This is a genomic window from Rhodococcus sp. 14-2483-1-2, from assembly GCF_002259405.1.
Taxonomy (GTDB): domain Bacteria; phylum Actinomycetota; class Actinomycetes; order Mycobacteriales; family Mycobacteriaceae; genus Rhodococcoides.
Genome location: NZ_NPFW01000022.1, coordinates 443,752 through 467,407 on the forward strand (window position 1 = coordinate 443,752; position 23,656 = coordinate 467,407).

Genomic DNA, 23,656 nt, shown 5'->3' on the forward strand with positions numbered 1-23,656 from the left:
ATCACGGCTCGGCGCGCCTCCGCCTGAGCGCAACGTGACGCGTCTAACGTCCGGTGACGTGACCGAATCCCAATCCACCGCCGAACCTGCGCCGTTCCGCGCCGCCATCGACGCGATGCATCGGGCTCAGGTACACCCGGCGATCGAAATCGGTCCGATCCGGCCGCCGCAGCGTCTCGCCCCCTACAGCTATGCGATCGGGGCCGAGGTCAAGCATCCCGATTCCGACCAGGTCGACGAACAGAGTGACGGTGACGCCTTCGGCCGCCTGATCCTGCTGTACGACCCCGACGGTGCCGAGGCATGGAACGGCACCCTTCGACTGGTCGCGTACATCCAGGCGGACGTCGACGAATCCCTCGCCGACGATCCCCTGCTCCCCGAGGTCGGGTGGAGTTGGCTGGTCGACGCGCTGGAGTCACGGTCCGAGCCGCTCAACGCACTCGGCGGCACTGTCACCTCGACCAGTTCGGTGCGCTACGGCGACATCGCCGGGCCGCCCAAGGCCCACCAGCTCGAACTGCGCGCCTCGTGGACGGCCACGTCCGAGGACCTCTCGACGCACGTCGAAGCGTTCTGTGAGGTGCTCGCCTACGCGGCCGGTTTGCCTCCCGCGGGCATCACCACCCTCGGTCAGCGCAGTTCCAGCCGGACATAGTGGGCGGCCCTTCCACCCGTAGGGCTTAGAGTCACTGTCCATGTCAGCCGAGAGTTCCCCCGACACCACGTCGGACGACGCCCCGTCGGACGCGCCGGTCAACGAGCCGGTCGCCGTTCCGTTGCTCGCCCCGGCTGACGGTGTACCCGATGTCGTCGACACACCGGATGCCGTTCTCATGGCCGCGAAGCTCCTCGCGGCAGGTCACGGGCCTCTCGCAGTCGACGCCGAACGCGCGTCGGGCTTTCGGTACTCCCAGCGTGCCTACCTTCTGCAGTTCCGTCGGCGTGGCGCAGGGACCGTTCTGCTCGATCCGATCCCCGTCACCGGCGACCTCGCTCCACTCGCCGAGGTGATCAACCCGCTCGAATGGGTGTTGCACTCCGCCGATCAGGACCTACCCGGGCTCGCCGAACTCGGCCTGGTACCCGCGACGCTCTACGACACCGAACTCGCAGGCCGCCTCGCCGGATTCGACCGAGTGGGGCTCGGCGCCATTGTCGAACGCACTCTCGGCCTTGCCCTGCAGAAGGGCCACGGAGCTGCCGACTGGTCCACCCGGCCACTACCCGACACCTGGCTCAACTACGCCGCACTCGACGTCGAAGTTCTGCTCGAACTGCGTGACGCAATGGCCGCGGAGCTCGAACAGCAGGGTAAAACGGACTGGGCAGCACAGGAATTCGCCCACATCCTCACTCTCGGACCGCCCAAACCCAAGACCGACAGATGGCGTCGGACATCGGGGATTCACGCGATCAAATCTCCCCGCACCCTCGCTGCCGTCCGCGAATTGTGGTCCACCCGAGACGAATTGGCGGCCAAGCGTGATGTGGCACCGAGCCGGGTGTTGCCCGACTCGGCGATCGTCGCAGCCGCAACGGCGGACCCGAAGTCCTCGCGGGAGCTCGAGCAACTGCCGGTCTTCGGCGGTCCGCGTCAGCGCAGATCGTCCCGACTGTGGGCCTCCGCCCTGACCCGTGCGCGAGCGCTTCCGACGTCCGAACTGCCCTCGATGGCAGCGTCTTTCGACGGTCCGCCCCCGGTCAATCGGTGGGCTCGACGCGATCCCGATGCAGCTGCGCGACTCGCCGACGTACGGGCCGCGATGACCGAGCTCAGCGAATCGGTTGCAGTGCCGGTCGAGAATCTGTTGATGCCGGATCTGCTGCGCCGCCTGGTGTGGGATTGGCAGAATCCGGCCGATCCCGACGTCGACCCGGCCGAGCTGATCGAGGCCCGACTGGCCGACGGCGGGGCCCGGCCCTGGCAGCGGACACTGGTGGTGCCGGTACTGACGAAGGCACTGCACCCTTCCCAAGTTACCGACGGGTAATACCCGCTACAGTAGGGGTCGCGTCCGGGTACCCGGGCGAGTCGTCCGCATCTGTCGGGAGGATCGAAAAGCGTGTCTGTACCCGCGTCCACCAGCTCACAGAGGAATGTTGTCTTCGTCGACGGCATCCGTACCCCGTTCGGCAAAGCAGGCCCCAAGGGCATGTACGCCGACACTCGCGCAGACGACCTGGTCGTCAAGGCAATCCGCGAACTCCTTCGCAAGAACCCCAACCTCCCTCCCGAGCGCATCGACGAGGTCGCGATCGCCGCGACCACGCAGACCGGTGACCAGGGCCTGACCATCGGCCGTACGTCCGCACTGCTCGCCGGTCTCCCCCGCAGCGTCCCCGGATTCGCGATCGACCGCATGTGTGCAGGCGCAATGACCTCGGTCACCACCACCGGATCGGGTATCGGCTTCGGCCAGTACGACGTCGTGATCGCCGGTGGCGTCGAGCACATGGGCCGCCACCCGATGGGTGAAGGCGTCGACCCCAACCCGCGTTTCCTCGCCGACAAGCTCGTCGATCCCAGCGCACTGGTGATGGGTAATACCGCCGAGAATCTGCACGACCGGTTCCCGAGCATCACCAAGGACCGCACCGACGCGTACGCCGTCGCCAGTCAGAACAAGTACGACGCGGCCAAGAAGGCCGGCTTCATCGCCGACACTCTCGTGCCCGTAGCCACCAAGTCCGCCGCCGGGTGGGGCCTGGCCACCGAGGACGAGCCGCCTCGCCCCGGCACTACCGTCGAAGACCTCGCCAAGCTCAAGACGCCGTTCCGTCCTGCCGGTCGCGTCACCGCAGGCAACGCTGCGGGACTCAACGACGTGCCACAGCCGCGATCCTCGCCGGCGAGGACACCGCGCACGAACTCGGCCTGAACGTCGGCATGCGCATGGTCGGCTTCAGCTTCGCAGGCGTCGACCCGGCCGTCATGGGCATCGGCCCGGTTCCTGCCACCGAAAAGCTGCTCGGCCGAACCGGATTAAAAATCGAAGACATCGGCCTGTTCGAGATCAACGAGGCCTTCGCCATCCAGGTTCTCGCCTTCCTCGAGCACTACGGCATCGCCGACGACGATCCCCGCGTCAACCAGTGGGGCGGTGCCATCGCGTGTGGCCACCCTCTCGCGTCCTCAGGCGTGCGCCTGATGACCCAGCTGAGCCGCCAGTTCGCTCAGCAGCCCGACGTCCGCTACGGCCTGACGACCATGTGCATCGGTCTCGGCATGGGCGGCACCGTCATCTGGGAGAACCCCAACCACGCTGACTACTCGGGAGCAGCCAAATGAGTGACATCACCACAGCGTTCGAAGACGAGGTAGTCACGAACGCCTTCACCAAGATCGTCTCCGTACCGGGACTCGACGGCTCCATCGCCCTCGTCACGCTCGACAACGGTTTCGATCACACCAAGCCGTCGACCTTCGGTCCCGGCGGACTCGCCAAGTTCGACGCCGCCCTCGACGAGGCCTTCGCAGCGAACCCGGTGGCCATCGCCGTCACCGGTAAGCCGTTCATCTTCGCCGTCGGTGCCGACCTCAACGGTGTGCCGAACATCAAGACCAAGGACGAGGCGCTGCAGATCGGGCAGCTCGGCCACAAGGTCTTCCGTCGCCTGCGCGAAAGCACGATTCCGACGTTCGCCTTCATCAACGGTGCCGCACTCGGCGGTGGTCTCGAAGTGGGACTGCACTCGCACTACCGGACCGTCGCGGAGAACGCTGCCGCGCTCGGACTACCCGAGGCCTTCCTCGGGCTGGTACCGGGATGGGGCGGAACTCAGTTGCTGCCGAACATCATCGGAGCCTCGAACGCGGTCACCGTCGTCATCGAGAACGCACTGAACCAGAACCGCGTCCTCAAGCCGCAGCAGGCACTCGACCTCGGTATCGCAGACGCTCTCTTCGGCGGAGCCGACTTCCTCGAGCAGTCCCTCGCGTGGGCTGCTCAGGTCATCAAGGGCGAGATCACCCCTGCCCGTCCGGAGATCGACCGCGGGCAGGCCTGGGACGACGCCATCGCCCGCGCCAAGGGAATCGTGGCGGGCAAGACCAACAACTTCGCCCCCGGCCCCGTCGCCGCGGTTGAGCTGCTCGAGCTCGCCAAGAACACCGACATCACCGACTCGGCCTCGCTCGACAAAGCCTTCGCGGCCGAGGACGAGGCCCTGTCCACGTTGCTGGTCAAGGACGAATTGCGTGCCGGGCTGTACGCCTTCGATCTGGTGCAGAAGCGCGCGAAGCGTCCCGCCGGTGCGCCCGACAAGTCGTTGGCGCGCAAGATCTCCGGTGTCGGCATCGTCGGTGCCGGTCTGATGGCCAGCCAGCTCGCACTGCTGTTCGTGCGGCAGCTGAAGGTGCCGGTGATCCTCACCGACATCGATCAGGAGCGCATCGACAAGGGTGTCGGCTACGTCCACGGCGAGATCGACAAGCTGCTCGGCAAGAAGCGCCTGTCCCCCGACGCCGCGAATCGGTTGAAGGCGTTGGTGTCCGGCTCGATCGACAAGTCTGCGTTCGCCAACACCGACTTCGTCATCGAGGCCGTGTTCGAGAACCTCGACGTCAAGAAGAAGGTGTTCGCCGAGGTCGAGGAATTCGTCTCTGCCGAAACGATTCTCGCGACCAACACGTCCTCGTTGTCGATCACCAAGATGGCGGCCGATCTGAAGCACCCCGAGCGCGTTGTCGGCTTCCACTTCTTCAACCCCGTTGCGGTCCTGCCACTGCTCGAGGTCGTCAAGGGCGAGAAGACCGACGATGCCACCCTCGCAACGGCATTCGCGACGGCCAAGACCCTGAAGAAGTCGGCAGTATTGTCGGCGGATCTCCCCGGATTCGTCTTCAACCGTCTCGTCACCCGCGCGTCGAACGAGATCATCAGCGCGATCGACGAGGGCACCCCGTTCGAGGTCGCCGACGGCGCAGTGGGCGAACTCGGCATGCCGATGAGTCCGCTGACCCTGCTGGCACTCGTCGGACCGGCCGTCGCTCTGCACACCGCGGAGACGCTTGCCGAGGCGTACCCGGATCGATTCAAGGACTCCCCCGGATTCCGTGCACTCGTCGAGGCGAAGAAGCCGGGTGTGTGGACCTACGGCCCCGAGGGCCAGGTCGTCGACCCCGAGGTGGCCGCACTGTGGCCGCAAGGTGATTCGCCGTCGACCGCCGAGCAGGTGCTCGAACGCACCCGCAACGCGATCGCCGACGAGATCAAGATCATGCTCGACGAGGGCGTCGTGGCAGCAGCCGAGGACATCGACCTCTGCCTGCTGCTCGGCGGCGGCTTCGGCTTCTGGAACGGCGGCATCACCCCGTACCTGGACCGCAGCGGGGCCTCCGAGGCCGCAACCGGTCAGCGCTTCCTCGCTCCGGGCGTAGCCAGCGTCTAGCATTGCCCCGCCGAGTTCGAGGTTGTGGACGGAATTCTCCGGATTTTCGTCCATCACCTCGAACTCGGCATCGTTGTGTCGCGATAAGGTCTGACGCCATGAACGAGGAACGCGGTCGGCTGATCGGTATCGCCTATCGCATGCTTGGTTCCTACTGCGACGCCGAAGACGCTGCGTCCGAGGCTCTCGTTCGGTGGTACCGACTCACCGACGCCGAACGCGACGCCGTCGACGTCCCTGCTGCGTGGCTCACCCGGGTGGTCGGCCGCATCTGCCTCGACCTGCTCGGATCGGCCCGCGTCCGCCGCGAGAAGTACGTCGGCCAATGGTTGCCGGAACCCGTCTGCGGCCTGCACTCGGTGAACTCGACGGCCGCCGACCCGGCTGATCGAGTCGCACAACAGGATTCGGTGACTCTCGCCTTGCTCGTCGTTCTCGAATCGCTCGGTCCTGCGCAGCGAGTCGCATTCGTGCTGCACGATGCCTTCGCCGTTCCGTTCGACGACATCGCGGCCGTGCTCGACCGCTCCCCTGCCGCATGCCGCCAGCTCGCGTCTGCCGCCCGAAAACACGTGCACGGCCGCCATCTCACCTCTGCCGACCCCCTCGAGCACGATCGCGTCGTGCGCGCCTTTGCGATGGCCTCGGGAGACGGAGACCTTGCGACGCTCGTCTCGTTGCTCGCCCCCGATGTCACCCTGATCAGCGACGGAGGCGGGCAGGTCTCGGCGGCCCGCAATCCTGTTGTGGGCTCCGACCGAGTCGCTCGTTTCGTTCGCGGCATCACCGCCAAGTCCACGGACCTCAGTTGGTCCATCGAGGCCGTCAACAGCCTGTCCGGCATCGTGATCCGACGCGGCGGACAGGTGTTCGGCGTCATCGGGTTCGACACAGCGGACGGGGTGGTGGCCGACATCTGGATCGTGCTCAATCCGGACAAACTCCGACATTGGCCCTGACACTCGCCATACATTCGGCACGGCTGTGTCGTCAGAGAGTGGAGGGCCGCGCCGTGCGGTCCGCATCAGCTCTCGAGAATCAGGTGGATACGCGATGAAGCTAGCCGTAGCCGGTGGAACCGGAACCGTCGGAGTGCATGTCGTCGAGGTCGCCCGTCAACGCGGACACGAGGTGGTCGTTCTGTCGCGATCTGCGGGTGTGGATCTCGTCAGCGGGTCGGGTCTGTCCGACGCCCTGGCCGGAGTCGACGCGGTGGTCGACGTCGCGTCGACGCAGACGATCTCGGCGAAGGAGTCGATGTCGTTCTTCGCCGCTGTCACGCGAAACCTGCTGACGGCAGAGGTCGCGGCCGGTGTCGGCCATCACGTGGCGCTGTCGATCGTGGGGATAGACAGGGTTCCACACTCCTACTACGCCGGAAAGGTCAAGCAGGAGAGAATCATTCGAGCCGGCACAGTGCCGTGGACCATTCTTCGAGCCACCCAGTTCCACGAGTTCGCCGGCCAGATTCGCGCACGATCCTCGTTCGGTCCGGTGAGCATCATCCCGAAGATGGTCTCGCAACCGATCGCCGCCCGCGAGGTCGCCGAACGACTGATCGACCTGGCGGAGCGGACCCCGGCCGGCCGAGTCGCAGACCTCGGTGGACCGCGTGAAGAACGCATGGCCGAGATGGTTCGGCGCTACGCACGGGCCATCGGTACTCGCGGCCTGGTGCTCGAAGTCCCGATTCCCGGCGCATACGGTCGCGCGATGCGAGACGGAACGCTGGTCACCACGACCGATGCGGATCACGGTCTCCAGACCTTCGGTCAGTGGGCGGCCGCCCAGGCGCGATAGCCACCTGCCGCCGAACTCGAAGCCATGGACGACTTTCGGCAGTTTTCCGTCCGCAACTTCGAGTTCGACAGGCGCAATATCGGACAATTCACCTTTTTCGGTGAGCGGATTGCCGCACGCCTCGAATATCGAGTCGATTTCGCTCCCAATCCGCCGGTGCGAGGACGATGATGGCGATCGACCACCAAGGATGCTGGTTCACCTCGAAAGCTGGGTCACGTGATGACGCAATCCACCGATCGGCACACTGCCAAAGTCATCGGAGTCACGATTGCCGCCGCTGTCGGCGGCTTCTTGTTCGGGTTCGATTCGTCCGTCGTCAACGGCGCGGTGGACTCCATCCAGGAGAACTTCGCACTGTCGTCGTTCGTCACCGGCTTCGCCGTGGCCATCGCGCTTCTCGGTTGTGCGGTCGGTGCCTGGTTCGCCGGCCGGCTCGCCGACAGCTGGGGCCGAAAGAAGGTGATGCTGCTCGGTTCCGCACTGTTCACCATCTCGTCGGTGGGATCCGGGTTCGCGTTCAGCGTCCCGGATCTCATGCTGTGGCGTGTACTCGGCGGCCTCGGCATCGGCATCGCATCGGTCATTGCGCCCGCCTACATCTCGGAGATTGCCCCGGCGCGCTATCGAGGTGGATTGGCCTCGCTGCAGCAGCTGGCCATCACCATCGGAATTTTCGCCGCCCTGCTGTCGGACGCGGTGCTGCAGAACGCGGCAGGTGGGCCGTCGAACGACCTGTGGTTCGGGCTCGAAGCCTGGCGATGGATGTTCCTGGTCGGCGTGGCACCGGCACTCGTCTACGGTTTTCTCGCCACACTGATTCCCGAGTCGCCCAGATACCTCGTCGGAAAACATCTCGACGAGGAAGCGGCTCGCATTCTGGGAGACATCACCGGAGAGGTGAACCCGAACGAAAGGGTCAAAGAGATCCGACTGACCTTGCGTCGGGAATCGAAATCGTCCTTCGCCGATATCCGTGGACCCAAGTTCGGTCTGCAACCGATCGTCTGGGTCGGCATCACGATGGCGATTCTGCAGCAGTTCGTCGGCATCAACGCGATCTTCTACTACTCGACGACCCTGTGGAAATCCGTCGGTTTCAGCGAGAACCAATCTTTCGTCACCTCGGTGATCACCTCTGTCATCAATGTCTCGATGACATTCGTCGCCATCTTGTTCGTCGACCGATTCGGCCGACGGAATCTGCTCATGATCGGCTCGATAGGTATGTTCGTCGGCCTCGTACTGGCGGCCGTTTCGTTCACTCAGGCAGTGGGCAGCGGGGACCAACTCGAATTGCCGTCCCCGTGGGGACCGGTCGCTCTCGTCGGAGCGAACCTCTTCGTGGTCTTCTTCGCCGCAACCTGGGGACCGATCATGTGGGTCATGCTCGGGGAGATGTTCCCCAACCGAATGCGAGCCGTCGCTCTCGGTATCAGTACTGCCGCGAACTGGATTGCCAACTTCGCCATCACACTCGCATTTCCGCCGTTGTCCGACACCATCGGACTCGGATTCATCTATTCGTTCTTTGCGTTCTTCGCGATCCTGTCTTTCTTCTTCGTCAAGTACAAGATCACGGAAACCAAAGGAATGGAGCTCGAGGACATGGAGATCTGACATGCCGATGTTCGTCGTCGAATACGCGTACACCCCCGAGACATCCTCGGGCCGTGACGATCACCGCACCGACCACCGCGCCTGGCTGCGCGAACTCGAGCGCCGCAAGATCCTCCGATCGTCGAGCCCACTCGCCGATCACAGTGGTGCCACGATGATCGTCGACGGCACCGACAAGGCGAGTGTGGAGCGCATGTTCGCACACGATCCCTTCGCCCTGGCCCATCTGATAGATCGCGTTCAGATCGAAGAGTGGGTGGCAGGGACGTAGCGGACAGTCGAGTCCTTCCGCAGTCCTATCGCCGCTACCACCAGAACGATCACGTAAACAACGCAATACGCGTTCCGCAGTCCTCCGTCGAGGATCGGCGATAAGGACTGCATGAACGTGCCGATCACCACCACGTCGGCCTGAGTGCGATACCAGGCCACGAAAGGAGCTGTGGCGGCGAGCAATCCGAGGATGCGCAGCGTGCGGCCGCGCACGCTCGTCCGCGAGCTCGCACATGCATCGAGTCCGATCACCAACAGCGGAACGCACCACACCCAATGATGGCCCCAGGAGAACGGCGACACCATCGGCGCCGTGAGACCGCACAGCGTCATCGCCAGCAGTGTTCTCCCCGCACGGTGAGCTCGATACGACACCCACATCCCCGCAGCAAGGACGATCAAGGCCGCAGGCAACCACACGATCACAGGCGGATGCTCGGTTCCCCACGCCCGCGCCACCACCCCCCGAACCGACTGGTTCGCGGGAGACGTGGTCGACCCCACTCGGTCCGAGGCGAGGATCGCGGAGGTCCAATAGCGCCACGCGTCGGAGAACACGACCACAAATCCGATCAGCACCGTGACCAGACCGGTGACGGCCGCAGTCCATGCCGCTCGCCATTGCTTCTGCGCGATCGACATGACGATGAACAGGCCGGGTGTCAGCTTCAGACCTGCCGCGATTCCGACGCCGACCCCGCGGAGCCGACTGCCCTCGGGCCGGCCGAGATCCCACAGCACCAACACGAGCAACAACAGATTGATCTGGCCCAACCACAGCGACATGCGCACCGGCTCCAGCCACGAGCAACCCACCGCCAGACCCACACTCACCACTTTGGTCCGCGTGCAATTCTCGTATCCGAGTCGTCGCCAGCTGAGATGGACCACGCCGTAGAGCAACACGACATTGGATACGTTCACCAGCAATCCGGTCGCCGTATCGGAGAGCAAGCCCAGGGGTGCGAACAGCACAGCAGCGAACGGCGGATACGTGAACGGCAGCGCGCCGAACAACGAAAACGAGTACAGCTCTTCGCTACCGAGTACGGTTGCGCCGCCGTGTCGGTAGACGAGAGCGTCGACACCGTTGCCGAACAACCCGTACAACGAGTCGAACGACAGCAAACGATCGTGAGCGGCGAATGCCACCACACCGATCACTGCCGACATCGCCACGAACCACCGCGAATGCCGTCGCTCGATCCCGTCGTTCCGGGAATCCCGCGGCGGGGTGCCATCCACGGACTCGACGGCGGCCCAGTCGGAGTCACCGTCGCCGAGAGCCGGATCGCTTCGGCTGTCCGAGACGTCGGTTCTACCGTCGAAGACGAGGGTCATGGACAAAACATGCCAGTCGTCACGGTTTGGACAACAACGACACACCAGCCACGCAGGTCACATATTCGCAAAGAAAATGATCGACACTCGGCGTGAATCGACTCGATGTCACGACGCGATCGATTCCGTACTCCTCGCTGCATTCGTCGATCACTCGTTCGTGAAATCCGAGAGTTCGGTGTTGCTCTCGGTACCGAACCTGCAGCCAGGTCGAGAAGGTTCTCACATGACCGGTAGTGCATTGTGAGGGATAGAAACAATCCGTCGACCGGACGCCGAAAGCAGGCCATGAAGTCCCGAACCGTGTTCGCTGTGTTCACCGTCGTGGTCTTCGGTCTCGGACTGCGTCTGCTGTTCGGCAGCACCTCGGCTCTCACCTCGAATATTGCGGCGTTCTACTCTGCCGGTTCCGTCTCGATGGCGCTGTTGACGACGGGACCGGTGATCTTCCTCGGTGTGTGCGCTGCCGCTGCAGGTTCTTTGCTGCGTCGCGCGCGGGTCACACACGTGCTCGTCGGGTGCTTGATTCTCGTTGCGGTCGGCACCGCGGTGCGCGCGGTGCCGTCCTGGCCGGTACTGGTGGCGGGAACCCTCGCGGCGGCTGCGGGCATTGCGGTCGCGAACGTGTTGGGTCCGGTACTGGTGCGCGTGATCGTGCAGGAGTGGAGCCTGCGGGAACGACCAGGAAAGCAGGAGTGGAGCCTGCAGGAACGACCCGGTGAACAGGAGTGGAGCCTGCGGGAACGACCGGAGAGTCCGGCGGTGTCGGCTCGCCGGCTGGGGTTGTTGACCGGTGTGTTGACGGCCGTGATCAGCGCCAGTGCCGGTGTGGCGTCGGGGGTCTCGGTTCCGTTGACGGAGTCGCTCGACGGCGCGTGGCGGTGGGTGCTCGGGTTGTGGGCGGTCCCGGTGGTGATCGCGGCGTTGTGTATGGCACTGCTGTCCCGGATGTTCGCGAGGACGGGGTCGTCGCCGGCGGTGTCCGGTTCCGTGGGATCGCGGGGCAGTTCGGGCGTGCTGCGCTCCCCCGTCGCGTGGGCGGTGACGGCGTTCATGGGTGTGCAGTCACTCATGGCGTATTCGTTGATCGCGTGGCTGCCCACGATCTACCAGGACCGAGGTGTGGACGCCGCCGCGGCCGGATTGCTGTTGACGGCTCTGTCGGTCAGCAGTGTCGTGACGGCGCTGACGGTGCCGAACGTGGCCACCGGATTGTCGAGGCAGAGCGTTCTGGCCGTTGCGGTGGTGTTGCCCACGGTTGCCGGCTTGTTGGGAGTGCTGTCCTCGGCCGATTCATGGGCGCTGCTGTGGGCCGTGCTGCTCGGACTCGGCCAAGGTGGGCAGTTGTCCTTGGCGATGACGCTGATGAATCTGCGGGCCGCGACGGCACGTGATGCTGCATCGCTGAGTTCGATGGCACAGACGGTCGGCTACATGCTGGCAGCCTGCGGCCCGGTGGTGTGCGGCGCAGTACATTCGGCAACGCAACGGTGGGAACCGTCGGTGCTCTTCCTGCTCGTGATGACGGCTCCGATGGCAGTCGCGGGCGCGGTGGCCGGACGCCGCGCGTTCTACGGCGGCGACGTCCGGCAGGAGACCGGCGTCAGAGGCTCTTGACCCAGTGCGAGACCCGCTGTACGACGTCCTCGCAGGTGAGACCGAGTTCGTGGTGCAGCTGTTCGCGTGATGCGTGGTCCAGGAATCGTTGTGGCACACCGAGATCACGACACGGGGTATCGACGCCTGCCGCGCGAAGAGCCGCGGACAGGGTCGAGCCGACACCACCGTGCAGGCCACTGTCTTCGAGGGTGACCACCATCCGATAGTCCTCCGCCAATTTCAGCAGCGCCTGTGGGATGGGCAGCACCCATCTGGGGTCGACCACAGCCGCCGAGATGCCGTCCTGTCGGAGTTTCTCCGCGGCGTGCACGGCCAGCGGACCGAACACTCCGACGGCCACGATCAGCACATCGCCCGTGGCACCGGACGGCTCGGTCAGTACGTCGACAATTCCGTCGAGTCTGCGCACTGCGGGCACGGTTTCGGTCACCGCGCCCTTCGGAAAGCGCAGCGCGGTGGGTCCGTCGGACGTTGCGATCGCCTCGGCCAGTTCTTCTCGCAGTGTCTCGGCATCTCGTGGCGCCGCCACCCTCATACCGGGGATGATGCCGAGCAGGGACATGTCCCACATGCCGTTGTGGCTGGCACCGTCGGCCCCCGTGACACCGGCGCGGTCGAGCACCACGGTGACCGGCAAGCCGAGCAGCGCCACGTCCATCAGCAATTGATCGAACGCTCGATTGAGGAAGGTGGAGTAGATCGCGACCACCGGATGCATGCCGCCCAGTGCGAGTCCGGCAGCCGACGTCATCGCGTGCTGCTCGGCGATTCCGACGTCGAACAACCGGTCGGGGAAGCGAACTCCGAACGCGGCGAGACCGGTGGGCGCGGCCATCGCAGCGGTGATCGCCACGACGTCCTCGTTCTGTTCGCCCTGCTCGATCAGGGCCGCCGAGAACACCGAGGTCCAGTCCGGTGCCGACTTCGACCGCGCCAGTCCCGTCAACGGATCGATGATCCCGGTGGCGTGCATCTGATCTGCGACGTCGTTCTCCGCGTGAACGTAACCCATGCCTTTGCGCGTCACCGCGTGGACGATGACCGGGCCGCCGTATGCCTTGGCTCGACGCAGAGCCGATTCCATCGCGTGCTGGTCGTGGCCGTCGACCGGACCCAGATATTTGATTCCGAGATCGGTGAACATCACCTGCGGGCTGATGGCGTCCTTCACTCCGGCCTTCATGCCGTGCAACATCGCGTAGGCCGTGGGCCCGACGATCGGAATGCGACGAACGATGCGGCGACCGTTGTCCAGCACCTTCTCGTACCCGGGCTGGAGCCGTAGGGCCGCCAGATGATCGGCCAAGCCCCCGATGGTCGGGGCGTACGAGCGACCGTTGTCGTTGACGACGATCACCAGGGATCGGTCGCGGCCTGCGGCGATGTTGTTGAGGGCCTCCCAGCACATTCCACCGGTGAGCGCGCCGTCGCCGACCACTGCGACCACGTGCCGGTCGGTTTCGCCTTTCAGGGCGAACGCTTTGGCCAGGCCGTCGGCGTAGGAGAGGGACGCCGACGCGTGCGAGGACTCGACCCAGTCGTGTTCGCTCTCGACCCGTGACGGGTAGCCCGACAGGCCGCCCTGCTTACGCAGCGTGTCGAACAGACCGGTGCGCCCGGTCAGCATCTTGTGTACGTACGCCTGATGACCGGTGTCGAAAATGACGGGATCACGCGGGGAGTCGAAGATGCGATGAATCGCCAATGTCAGTTCCACCACACCGAGATTGGGACCGAGGTGGCCGCCGGTAGCGGACACCTTCTCGACGAGGAACGCACGGATCTCGCGAGCCAGTTCGGCCAGCTCCGCACTGCCGAGGTCGCGCAAGTCCTCGGGCGTCTGAATTCGAGCTAGGACACCCAACGAGATCGCTCCCTCCGGCCGGAAAACACAATGAAATTTCAGTCTACGGAGTTACCGTGCACTGCTGCTCCGCCCAGCATCGTCACGCCGACAGTACCGTCGAACATCGAGGTGCTCTGGGCCAGCCGCCCCTAACCTCGGCGGAGACGAATCGGACATCACACATACAGTGTGGCCTATGAGCAACGTGGTCGATGCCATCCTGCGCCGAGTTCACGAATTATGCCGAGACGACACGTCCGGGCAGGTGGCGGACTACATTCCCGAACTGGCCGCCGTCACGCCGGACGGGTTCGGTATCGCGCTGACGACCACGGACGGTTACGTCTACGAGGTCGGCGACACTCGACTCCCCTTCACGATTCAATCCATCTCCAAGCCGTTCACCTATGCACTGGCGTTGGCCGACCGGGGACTGGACGTCGTCGCGAGCAAGGTCGACGTCGAACCGTCCGGTGAGCCGTTCAACGAGATCAGTCTCGACCCCGTCACCGAGCGACCGCGCAACCCGATGATCAACGCCGGTGCCATCACGTCGGCGTCGCTGATCGCCGGGCGAAGTGCCGAGGATCGATTCGAGCGCATTCGAGCCTCGTACTCGCGGTATGCAGGGAGGACTCTGACGTTCAACGACGCCGTCTACCGGTCGGAGGCCCGCACCGGCAATCGCAACCGCGCAATCGGGTACATGCTCCGTTCGTTCGACATCATCGACCACGATCCCGACGCCGCCGTCGATCTGTACTTCCGCCAGTGCTCTATCGACGTCACCGCCGCGGACCTCGCCATGATGGCGGCCACGATGGCCAACAACGGCGTCAACCCGCGCACGCGTGAACGTGCACTTGCACCGGCTCTGGTCGAACGAGTGCTGTCGGTCATGACGACATGTGGGATGTACGACGGCGCGGGCGACTGGGTCGCGAGGGTCGGCCTGCCGGCCAAGAGCGGGGTCGGAGGCGGGATCCTCGCGGTACTCCCGGGGCAGATGGGCATCGCCGTCTACTCCCCGCGGCTCGATTCGCACGGGAACAGCGTCCGTGGAGTCGCCGCCTGCCGAGAACTCTCGAAACGCCTCGAACTGCACTTCCTGCACGTCACCCGAGCTGCGAAGTCCTCGATCCGGCGCCGATACGTGGTCACCGAGGCACCGTCACGCAAACGGCGATCGGACGTGGAACAGAACACCTTGGCTGCCGTGGGCGATCGAGCCCGCGTGTACGAACTACACGGGGATCTGCTGTTCTCCGGTGCCGAGACTGCTGTCCGTGAGATCGGCGACCTCGATCGGGAACTGGATGCCCTCGTCATCGATGTGCGAGGCGTCGACGAGGTCAGTGACATCGCCCGGACCATGTTCGAGGATCTCCGTCAGGATCTCGCGGAGCACGGCTGTGTGGTGGGTCTGGTGGATCCGAGAGCGATCATGGGTCACACGACGTCGAGTCTCGACCCGGCCGACCCCGCGGGCCGAACCTACTCGAGCCTGGGTGCGGCCATCCAGTGGGCCGAGAATCTGTTGCTCGATCGCCATTGCGCGGGTGTGCGACAGCCGACGGTCGTCACCACGGCCGAGCATCCGTTGCTGGCCGGGCTGTCCGCCGCACAGTTCGACGCCGTGACTCCGTATCTGGAGAAGCGGCACTACGCGCGCGGAGACGTGATCGTTCGCCAGGGTGATGCGGCTGCGGGCCTGTTCCTGATGCTGCGCGGTGAGGTGACGTCCACGGCCGTCGCCGCCGACGGCGGCAAGCACCGCATCACGACACTCTCCCCCGGCATGAGCTTCGGTGAGATGCCCCTGCTGATGTCGGTACCGTTCCTGCTCGACATGGTCGCCGACACACCGGTCGATCTCGTGGTGGTGTCGGCGGCGCACTTCCAGGCGCTCACGCGCGATGCACCGGAGATCAAGCTGGCGCTGCTGGAAAATCTCGCCACCGGAGCCTACGGCCAGATGGCCGCGGTGATCAGAACGCTCGGGCGGTTCGACATCGGCATCTGACCGAACGTCGAACCGCCCGAGGCGACTGTGCGTGTGCTGCTCTCAGGCGCCCAACGTCAGCATCGTGAGCACCTCGGTCGGCTGCGCCGACCCGCCTGCGGGCTCGAGTGAGAACGCGAAGTTCGTCGACGCCCCGAGACCGTCGATCACCGTGCCGTCCTCGGAGGAAAGCTGATCCTCGGTCACCACACCGGCAGAGCGAGGCGAACCGTCCACGAACCACATCTGGTAAACGCGGCCCGGCGGTGGCTGCGGAACTCCATCGAGATCGACGACGACCGCGTTCCGGGCCAGCGAGTACGCCACGGTCGCCGAGCCGCCACCGGGGAACTCCGCCGTCACCTGTCGTGAATCGGGCGCGGCCACGATCTGGTCCGCCTGAGACGGCTGCGCATCGGTGCCCATGGTCTGACTGACGACCACAACGCCACCGACGGCGACGACCACCGCGGCCGCAGCCGAGACCATCGAGTACCGCCAGGCCTTCGAGCGTTCGCGCCGATGCCTGTGCAGCGGTGTGACGTTCGGTGGCAGCTTGTGGACCGTGGGCTCCTGATCGCTGACGGCGACCTGATCGAGCACCCGTTGCCGAAGGGACTCGGGCGCGGGAGAGGCGTCGGCCGCCGCTGCCAGGGCCAGCGTCTCGTGGATCTCGCCCACCAGGACGTCGAACTGGGCGCGTGCGGTGTCGTCGACGCGCAACCGTTCTGTCTCGATGTCGCGTCGTTCGGCTTCGGTGGTCGCGTGCAGGGCATAGACCTCCGCGTCGTCGAGCAGTCGTTGTCGTGACGATTCGTTCATTGCGGGATCACCCCCAGGCATGTCTTCAATTTGATCAATCCGTCTCGTATGCGCGATTTGATGGTAGGAACCGCGACCCCGAGCCGCTCCGCAACTTCGCGATAGGTGTAACCGCTGTAATAAGCCATTCGGACCGACTCGCTCTGCGTATCGGTCAAAGTGTCGAGACAGGCGACCACGGCTTCCGATTCGAGCCGCTGCGTCACCGTCTCGAGCACTTCGTCGTGCTCCGGTGTGTGACTGACTGCGCCGTACGCGGCCTCACGGTCGGTACCCGACTGCTCGCTCCGAACGCGATCGACGGCTCGACGGTGCGCCAGCGTCATGATCCAGGCCAGTGGACTGCCCTGGTTCGGGTCGTAGTTCGGTGCCGCACGCCAGATCTGGAGAAACACCTCCTGCGCGGTCTCCTCGCTGTACCCCGGGTCACGAAGCACCCGCAGCACCATGCCGTAGACCCGCGACGAGGTCGCGTCGTACAACTCGGCGAATGCCGCCCGATCGCCCTGCGCGATCGACGCCATCAACCGACGGAGACGATCCGCTTCGTCGGCACGGAGGTTCTTGAGCTGTGGACTGGGAACAGCACACACCGCATCCTCTGCCGAGTAGTTCTCCGAGGCATCGGATGTCGTCCGGTCACGGCCGGCATCCGACGATCCGGACGCACCCGACAACGGCGCGCTCATCGGAAAGTCGTCCCAACAGACGGGTTCATGATCGAGTTCATCGATCACGACACTAGTGGTCATATCGCTCTCATATCGAAACCTCCGCGTTTTCCCGCCGCAGTACATATTCGGAACAAACCGACCGGAGGATGGTTCGGGACGAAAATTCGTTTGCGCAGATGTGGACCGCGTTTCATCCTTGGTGGAGAATCGGACAATCGTGGGGAATCGGGCAACCGGCCCACCGGAGGAAACGAGAGACATGGCGGCGATCGAGACACACGGTCTGGTCAAACGTTTCGGCACGAACATCGCTGTCGACGGAGTCGACCTCTCGATCCCGTCCGGTGGTGTCTACGGCGTACTCGGGCCGAACGGCGCAGGGAAGACGACGACCATCCGGATGTTGGCCACCCTCCTTCCGATCGACGGAGGCAGTGCCCGGGTCCTGGGTCACGACGTGGCGAGCGAACCGGAGGCCGTACGGCAGAAAGTCGCTCTGACAGGACAATTCGCCTCTCTGGACGAGGATCTCACCGGTACGGAGAATCTGGTGCTGCTCGCTCGACTGCTCGGCTACTCTCGGCCCGCCGCCCGATCACGAGCCGAGCAGTTGCTGACGGCGTTCGACATCGCCGACGCCGGCCCCCGACAGGTCAAGACCTACTCCGGCGGCATGCGCCGTCGCATCGACATCGCCGCCAGCATCATCGTCACTCCCGAACTGATCTTCCTCGACGAGCCCACCACCGGGCTCGACCCCCGCAGCCGAAACCACGTGTGGGAAATCGTTCGTGCGTTGGTCGCGGGCGGAACGACGGTGTTACTGACGACACAGTATCTGGACGAGGCCGATCAGCTGGCCGGGCGTGTCGCGGTCATCGATCGCGGCAAGGTGATCGCCGAGGGGACGACGGGTGAGCTGAAAGCGTCGGTGGGATCGAACTCACTGCACCTGCGAGTTCTCGAGGCGTCCCAGCGAACGGCCGCCGCGCAGATCCTGCGAGAGCTGGTCGGCGGCAACGTCACCGAGGATCCGGATCCGTCGACCGTCACCGCACGGTTGGACAACCCGGCACAGGCCGCACCCGTGCTGCCTGCACTCGAGACCGCAGGCATCCCCATCGCGTCGTTCACGCTGGGACAACCGAGCTTGGACGAGGTGTTTCTCGCCCTCACCGGGCATGGGGCGGGAGTGGAGCCTGCGGGAACGACCCAAGGGGCGGGAGTGGAGCCTGCGGGAACGACCCATCAGGCCGGCGCCACAATCGATTCCGAGAAGGAGGTTGCGTCATGACCGCGGAAGCCCAGCAGTCGACGCCACAAGCGTCGACCATCATCGATGTGCTCGGTGCGGCCGGGCCGCGTCCGGCGCGTCCGTCGTCGTTGTCGACGTCGCTGAGCTTCGGGTGGCGAGCGCTGCTGAAGATCAAGCACGTTCCCGAGCAGTTGTTCGACGTGACGGCCTTTCCCATCATGTTCACGTTGCTGTTCACCTACCTGTTCGGTGGCGCATTGGCCGGGTCGACCCAGGCGTACATCCAGTTCCTGCTCCCCGGCATCCTCGTGCAGACCGTGGTGATGATCACGATGTACACCGGCGTGACCATGAACAAGGACATCGAGAAGGGCGTGTTCGACCGATTCCGTTCGCTGCCCATCTGGCGTCCGTCTCCCCTGGTCGGTGCGCTGCTCGGTGACGTCGTTCGCTACACGCTGGCCTCGGTGATCGTGCTGATCCTCGGGTTGGTCCTCGGCTTCAGGCCGCAGGGTGGCGTCGTCGGCGTCGTGGCCTCCATCGCTCTGCTGCTGGTGTTCTCGTTCTGCCTGTCCTGGATCTGGACCATGATCGCGATGATCGTGCGCACCGAGGCTGCGGTGATGGGCGTGTCGATGTTCATCCTGTTTCCGCTCACGTTCGCGAGCAACATCTTCGTCGACCCCAGCACGATGCCCGGTTGGCTGCGCGCGTTCGTGGACGCCAACCCGGTCAGTTTCCTGGTCACGTCACTGCGCGGCCTGATGCAGGGTGATGTCGACACAGGTCACCTGGGAGTGACACTGGTGATGTGTGCGGTGTTGCTGGCGGTGTTCGGACCGATAACCATGCGCCTGTACAACCGAAAGTCCTAGCGGACGGTGCGCATCGCCTCGATCACGAGGCTGCGCGTGCTCGATGTCTGCGTACCGCGTCGCGATTGGAGCACACCGTTCCGCAATATCGCTGTCTACCGGTTCTCGAGGTGTCGGCGAACGCGAGTGTGCAGTCGGCGGCGGCGCAGCGATCGAGGCGAGACATTCCGCGGCCGGTCAGATGCAACGCTGTGCCGACGCTCACCAGGGCCCTGATGACGCCGCCGAGTTCGATGTTGGGGTCGCGGTAGTGCATGTGCCAGCCGTCGTCGGCGTGGTTGGTCAACCGCGGGTAGGCCGACGCCTGTGCCAGCAGAGCATTGAGCTCGTCGGCCCGGTCGTTTTCGGTTGTCGCGTCCACCACCCGCGCCCAGTCACGCAGGAACTGGAGGGTGTCGAGAAGATCGGCATCGGTTGCGGTCCAGTCCGGTACGAGGCCGGCGTCCACGCAGCGGGCACCCAGTTCGGTCGCCGACGTGGGCGGTGAATTGAGCAGGTCGATACCGAGTTTCACCGCATATTCGCCGTAAGGGTTGATGTGCACAAGACCATTACATCACGATGGTGACATGTACACCGAACACACCACACACACCTGGACCACCCACTCCACCCACAACACGAGCGAGGGACTCGTCGGCTATCAGGGCTGCCGGTGCGGGGCCCAGCGCATCGTGACCGTTCCCACGCACACCTTCTCCCCGGTCGCCGAAGTTGCGCACCGGGCCTGATCGGTCGTGGCAGCCGTTACCGACGAACGAAACGGCCGATGCATTCGACGTGACTGGTCAGGGGAAACGCATCGAACGCGCGCATGTCGTCGAGCTCGTATCCCGCAGCTCGATACACGCTCACATCCCGCGCGAACGAGGCCGGATCGCATCCGATGTGCACCACCGAGCGGGGAGACCTGACGACGAGGGCGTCGATCACGTCCCGGCCTGCCCCCGCCCGAGGTGGATCGAGGACCGCGACCGACACCGGGTCGGCCAACGCATCGATCGAACGCTCGACGCGTCCCGGCACGAACGACACCTGAGGCAAGTCGTGCAGAGCCGAGCGGCCGTCCTCGGCTGCACGCCGGGAGAACTCGACGCTGGTCACATGTCCGTCCGATCCGACACCGGCGGCGAGGGCCGCAGCGAACACACCGACACCGCCGTACAGATCCCATGCACCGTCACCGGGAGAGGCGTCCGCCCACTCCGACACCACATCGGTGTACACCTGCGGCGCACCGCGGTGGGCCTGCCAGAACCCGGTGGCGTCGAGGGTCCACGCCCTGTTCGAGACGTATTCGGTCGCGCGACCCGATCCGATCACGGCCTTCTCGGGCCGGGACCGCGACGACGCCGCCCGACGCGCGGACGCCCCACGACGACCCTGAGATCGGCGTCCGGTGGGCGAGAGTTGCGCCGGCGCGATCTCCACCACGTGCCGCTCACCGTCACCGTCGAGCACCACCTGCAGCTCGGCACCCGGCCGCCATTGCTGATCCGGCAGACCCTCGAAGGCCGCGGAATCCATTTGCGGACAGGTCAGTTCGGTGACGATCGAGCTGCTGCGATAGCGGTGATAGCCCGGCCGTCCACCGGAGTCGACGGCGAGTCGCACTCGGGTTCGCCACCCGGTGCCGTCACCGGACCCCGGCAGTTCCTCCACGCGCACCTCGCGCTCGATTCCGGCGACGCGGCGAAGCTGTTCGGCGACGACGAAGGACTTCAGTCGCCGTCCGGCTTCGGCACTGGCGTGGGAGTAGTCGCAGCAGCCCGAGCCGCCGGGTCCGGAGATGGGACAGCGCGCGTCCACCCGGTCCGGAGACGCCGACAGGATCTCGACTGCATCGGCGCGACAGAACGACCCGCCCCGATCTTCGGTCACCTTGGCCACGACCCGTTCACCGGGCAATCCGTGACGCACGAACATCACCCGGCCGTCGTGGCGGGCCACACAGAACCCACCGTGCCCCGGCGCGCCCAGTTCGACCTCGAGCAGCAGCCCGAACCAGCTCTCGCTCACTTGCCCGCCGGAGGCTCGTAGCCGCGTCGCGACGCACCGGGCGCGTTGCCGAGCACCTCACGCTTGGCCTTCTCGGACGACCGAAGCTGCCACGGCACGCTGGTGACCATCACGCCCGGCTGGAACAGCAGGCGAGACTTGAGTCGCAACGCGCTCTGATTGTGCAGAACCTGCTCCCACCAGTGACCGACCACGTACTCGGGAATGAAGACCGTGACGACGTCCCGAGGCGAGTCGCGGCGAACCCGTTTCACGTAGTCCAGGACAGGTTTGGTGACTTCTCGGTAGGGCGACTCGACGACCTTGAGCGGCACCGAGACGTCACTGGCCTCCCACTCCCGAACCAGTGCGCGAGTATCGGCTTCGTCGACGTTGACGGTCACGGCCTCGAGGGTGTCGGGCCTGGTTGCTCGGGCGTACGCCAACGCGCGCAGGGTCGGCATGTGGAGCTTCGAGACCAACACGATCGAGTGTGTGCGGCTGGGCAGAACTCCGTCCCATTCCTCGTTCTCGAGCTCGCGCGCCACGGTGTCGTAGTGCTTTCTGATCATGCGCATCAGGACGAAGATCGCCACCATCGCCACGATCGCGATCCACGCGCCGGCGGCGAACTTGGTGATCAACACGATGACCAGCACCGTTCCGGTCATGCCGAGACCGACTCCGTTGACCACCCGTGAGCGGTGCATGCGCCGCCGTTGCTCGGGATCGGTCTCGGTGGCCAACAGCCGCGTCCAGTGCCGAACCATGCCGGTCTGACTGAGGGTGAACGAGACGAACACCCCGACGATGTAGAGCTGAATGAGCTTGGTGACCTCGGCACCGAAGGCGACGACGAAGACGATCGCAGCTCCGGACAGAAAAAGAATGCCGTTGCTGAAGGCAAGACGGTCGCCACGAGTGTGCAGCTGCCTAGGCAGGTACCGGTCCTGGGCCAGAACCGAACCGAGGACGGGGAAGCCGTTGAACGCGGTGTTGGCCGCAAGTACCAGGATGAGGGCCGTGACGGTCGTGATGAAGAAGAATCCAGCGGGGAATCCGCTGAACACCGCCTCCGCGAGCTGCGCGATCAACGTCTTCTGCTGGTACCCCTCCGGCGCGCCGATCAGCTGAATATCGGGATCCAGGGCGTACTTGATGCCGATCTTCTGTGCGAGCACGATGATGCCCATCAGCAATGTGATGCCGATGGCTCCGAGCAGCAACAGTGTGGTGGCGGCGTTACGCGACTTCGGCTTCTCGAATGCGGGTACCCCGTTGCTGATGGCCTCCACCCCGGTCAGCGCCGCACAACCGGAAGAGAAGGCGCGCGCGATGAGGAACGCGAACGCGATGCCGTACAGGTGCGAATCCTCTGCCTTCAGATCGAAGGTTGCCGATTCTGCGTGAATGTCGTCGCCGAGAACGTAGACCCGGAACAGGCCGTACGCCAACATCAGGAACATGCCACCCATGAAGGCATACGTCGGGATCGCGAACGCAGCCCCGGACTCGCGGATGCCTCGAAGATTGACGGAGGTGACCAGGACGATGGCCACGACGGCGAACAGCACCTTGTGCTGGGCCACGAACGGAACCGCAGATCCGATGTTCGACGCCGCCGCCGAGATCGACACCGCCACGGTCAACACGTAGTCGACCAACAGTGCGCTGCCGACCGTCAATCCGGCCGCGGGGCCCAGGTTGGTGGTCGCGACCTCGTAGTCGCCGCCGCCGGACGGATAAGCGTGCACGTTCTGTCGATAGCTGGCCACGACGACGGCCATCACCACGCAGACGGCGAGACCGATCCACGGGGTGAAGGCGACTGCCGAGATGCCCGCCACCGACAGCACCAGGAAGATCTCTTCCGGTGCATAGGCAACCGACGACATGGCGTCCGAGGCGAACACCGGCAACGCGATCCGCTTGGGAAGCAACGTATGACCGAGCTTGTCGCTGCGGAACGGCTTACCGAGCACTAGCCGCTTGGCGGCAGTCGAGACCTTGGACACGCACAGAAGCGTAGGCCGTCCTCCTGCGGACGTCTCAACCACGCGCCCGAAACTGCGTCGGAGCGCACCCTCGGTCGGTGCGGTGACCGATCCCCCGATACGTTGGTGCACGCCTGCCGGT

19 protein-coding genes and 1 pseudogene are annotated in these 23,656 nt (G+C 65.0%); 13 read left to right on the forward strand and 7 right to left on the reverse strand.

Translation table 11 applies throughout. The features are described 5' to 3' along the window. The first annotated feature begins 58 nt into the window (after window positions 1–58). The 8 genes and pseudogenes from CH295_RS23065 (at window position 59) to CH295_RS23100 (ending at window position 9,085) form a co-directional block, all read left to right on the forward strand. A complete protein-coding gene (locus CH295_RS23065; RefSeq protein ID WP_037189453.1) occupies window positions 59–658 on the forward strand; it encodes a DUF3000 domain-containing protein in 600 nt (199 codons plus the stop codon). 40 nt (window positions 659–698) lie between these two features. Further along, entirely contained in the window at window positions 699–1,994 is a 1,296-nt protein-coding gene (locus CH295_RS23070) for an HRDC domain-containing protein (protein WP_252342151.1), read from the forward strand. Between the two features lie 72 nt (window positions 1,995–2,066). Next, a pseudogene (locus tag CH295_RS23075) lies at window positions 2,067–3,292 on the forward strand (thiolase family protein). Continuing rightward, entirely contained in the window at window positions 3,289–5,394 is a 2,106-nt protein-coding gene (locus tag CH295_RS23080; protein WP_094634317.1) for a 3-hydroxyacyl-CoA dehydrogenase NAD-binding domain-containing protein, read from the forward strand. Before CH295_RS23075 ends, CH295_RS23080 begins: the two are co-directional and overlap by 4 nt. Window positions 5,395–5,492: 98 nt before the next feature. Next, window positions 5,493–6,353: an RNA polymerase sigma factor SigJ gene (gene sigJ / locus CH295_RS23085; protein ID WP_094742008.1), complete on the forward strand. Its 861-nt coding sequence runs from the start codon at window positions 5,493–5,495 to the stop codon at window positions 6,351–6,353. 94 nt (window positions 6,354–6,447) lie between these two features. After that, window positions 6,448–7,194, forward strand: a complete 747-nt coding sequence (locus CH295_RS23090) for an SDR family oxidoreductase (RefSeq protein WP_094742009.1) — start codon at window positions 6,448–6,450, stop codon at window positions 7,192–7,194. Between the two features lie 222 nt (window positions 7,195–7,416). Beyond that, entirely contained in the window at window positions 7,417–8,814 is a 1,398-nt protein-coding gene (locus tag CH295_RS23095; RefSeq protein WP_037189459.1) for a sugar porter family MFS transporter, read from the forward strand. A gap of 1 nt (window position 8,815) precedes the next feature. Next, entirely contained in the window at window positions 8,816–9,085 is a 270-nt protein-coding gene (locus CH295_RS23100) for a YciI family protein (protein ID WP_037189460.1), read from the forward strand. Here the strand turns inward: CH295_RS23100 and CH295_RS23105 are convergent. Next, window positions 9,055–10,428, reverse strand: a complete 1,374-nt coding sequence (locus CH295_RS23105) for a glycosyltransferase 87 family protein (protein WP_094742010.1) — start codon at window positions 10,426–10,428, stop codon at window positions 9,055–9,057. The genes CH295_RS23100 and CH295_RS23105 overlap by 31 nt on opposite strands. Before the next feature lie 288 nt (window positions 10,429–10,716). Here CH295_RS23105 and CH295_RS23110 point away from each other — a divergent pair, with 288 nt between their 5' ends. After that, window positions 10,717–12,045 carry an MFS transporter gene (locus CH295_RS23110; RefSeq protein WP_094742011.1) on the forward strand — a complete coding sequence of 443 codons (1,329 nt, stop codon included), beginning with the start codon at window positions 10,717–10,719 and terminating at the stop codon, window positions 12,043–12,045. On the opposite strand, the gene dxs is transcribed toward CH295_RS23110, so the two are convergent. Next, a complete protein-coding gene (gene dxs, locus CH295_RS23115; protein ID WP_037189461.1) occupies window positions 12,032–13,912 on the reverse strand; it encodes a 1-deoxy-D-xylulose-5-phosphate synthase in 1,881 nt (626 codons plus the stop codon). The genes CH295_RS23110 and dxs overlap by 14 nt on opposite strands. A 178-nt stretch (window positions 13,913–14,090) precedes the next feature. On the opposite strand from dxs, the gene glsA reads away from it, so the two are divergent. Further along, window positions 14,091–15,917 carry a glutaminase A gene (gene glsA / locus CH295_RS23120; protein WP_094742012.1) on the forward strand — a complete coding sequence of 609 codons (1,827 nt, stop codon included), beginning with the start codon at window positions 14,091–14,093 and terminating at the stop codon, window positions 15,915–15,917. A 42-nt stretch (window positions 15,918–15,959) separates the two neighbouring features. Here glsA and CH295_RS23125 read toward each other — a convergent pair whose 3' ends face one another. Next, the gene (locus CH295_RS23125; RefSeq protein ID WP_094742013.1) at window positions 15,960–16,718 is read right to left on the reverse strand and encodes an anti-sigma factor; all 759 of its coding nucleotides are present in this window, start codon (window positions 16,716–16,718) and stop codon (window positions 15,960–15,962) included. Continuing rightward, window positions 16,715–17,470, reverse strand: coding sequence for a sigma-70 family RNA polymerase sigma factor (locus CH295_RS23130; protein ID WP_094742014.1), 756 nt, complete (start codon window positions 17,468–17,470; stop codon window positions 16,715–16,717). The genes CH295_RS23125 and CH295_RS23130 overlap by 4 nt, the downstream gene beginning before the upstream one ends. A 181-nt stretch (window positions 17,471–17,651) precedes the next feature. Between CH295_RS23130 and CH295_RS23135 the strand changes: the two genes are divergently transcribed. Both CH295_RS23135 and CH295_RS23140 read left to right on the forward strand, forming a co-directional pair. Beyond that, window positions 17,652–18,686 (forward strand): ATP-binding cassette domain-containing protein, encoded by a 1,035-nt coding sequence (locus CH295_RS23135; protein ID WP_094742015.1) that lies wholly within the window; start codon window positions 17,652–17,654, stop codon window positions 18,684–18,686. Continuing rightward, window positions 18,683–19,522: an ABC transporter permease gene (locus CH295_RS23140; protein WP_094742016.1), complete on the forward strand. Its 840-nt coding sequence runs from the start codon at window positions 18,683–18,685 to the stop codon at window positions 19,520–19,522. Before CH295_RS23135 ends, CH295_RS23140 begins: the two co-directional genes overlap by 4 nt. 22 nt (window positions 19,523–19,544) lie before the next feature. Here the strand turns inward: CH295_RS23140 and CH295_RS23145 are convergent, their stop codons facing one another. Beyond that, a complete protein-coding gene (locus CH295_RS23145; protein WP_170946029.1) occupies window positions 19,545–20,066 on the reverse strand; it encodes a CGNR zinc finger domain-containing protein in 522 nt (173 codons plus the stop codon). Window positions 20,067–20,091: 25 nt separating this feature from the next. Between CH295_RS23145 and CH295_RS27930 the strand changes: the two genes are divergently transcribed. Next, window positions 20,092–20,253, forward strand: a complete 162-nt coding sequence (locus CH295_RS27930; RefSeq protein ID WP_170946030.1) for a hypothetical protein — start codon at window positions 20,092–20,094, stop codon at window positions 20,251–20,253. Between the two features lie 16 nt (window positions 20,254–20,269). Here the strand turns inward: CH295_RS27930 and CH295_RS23150 are convergent, their stop codons facing one another. Next, window positions 20,270–21,541 carry a class I SAM-dependent RNA methyltransferase gene (locus tag CH295_RS23150; protein ID WP_094742017.1) on the reverse strand — a complete coding sequence of 424 codons (1,272 nt, stop codon included), beginning with the start codon at window positions 21,539–21,541 and terminating at the stop codon, window positions 20,270–20,272. Then, entirely contained in the window at window positions 21,538–23,535 is a 1,998-nt protein-coding gene (locus CH295_RS23155; protein WP_037190084.1) for an APC family permease, read from the reverse strand. Before CH295_RS23155 ends, CH295_RS23150 begins: the two co-directional genes overlap by 4 nt. Between the last annotated feature and the right edge of the window lie 121 nt (window positions 23,536–23,656).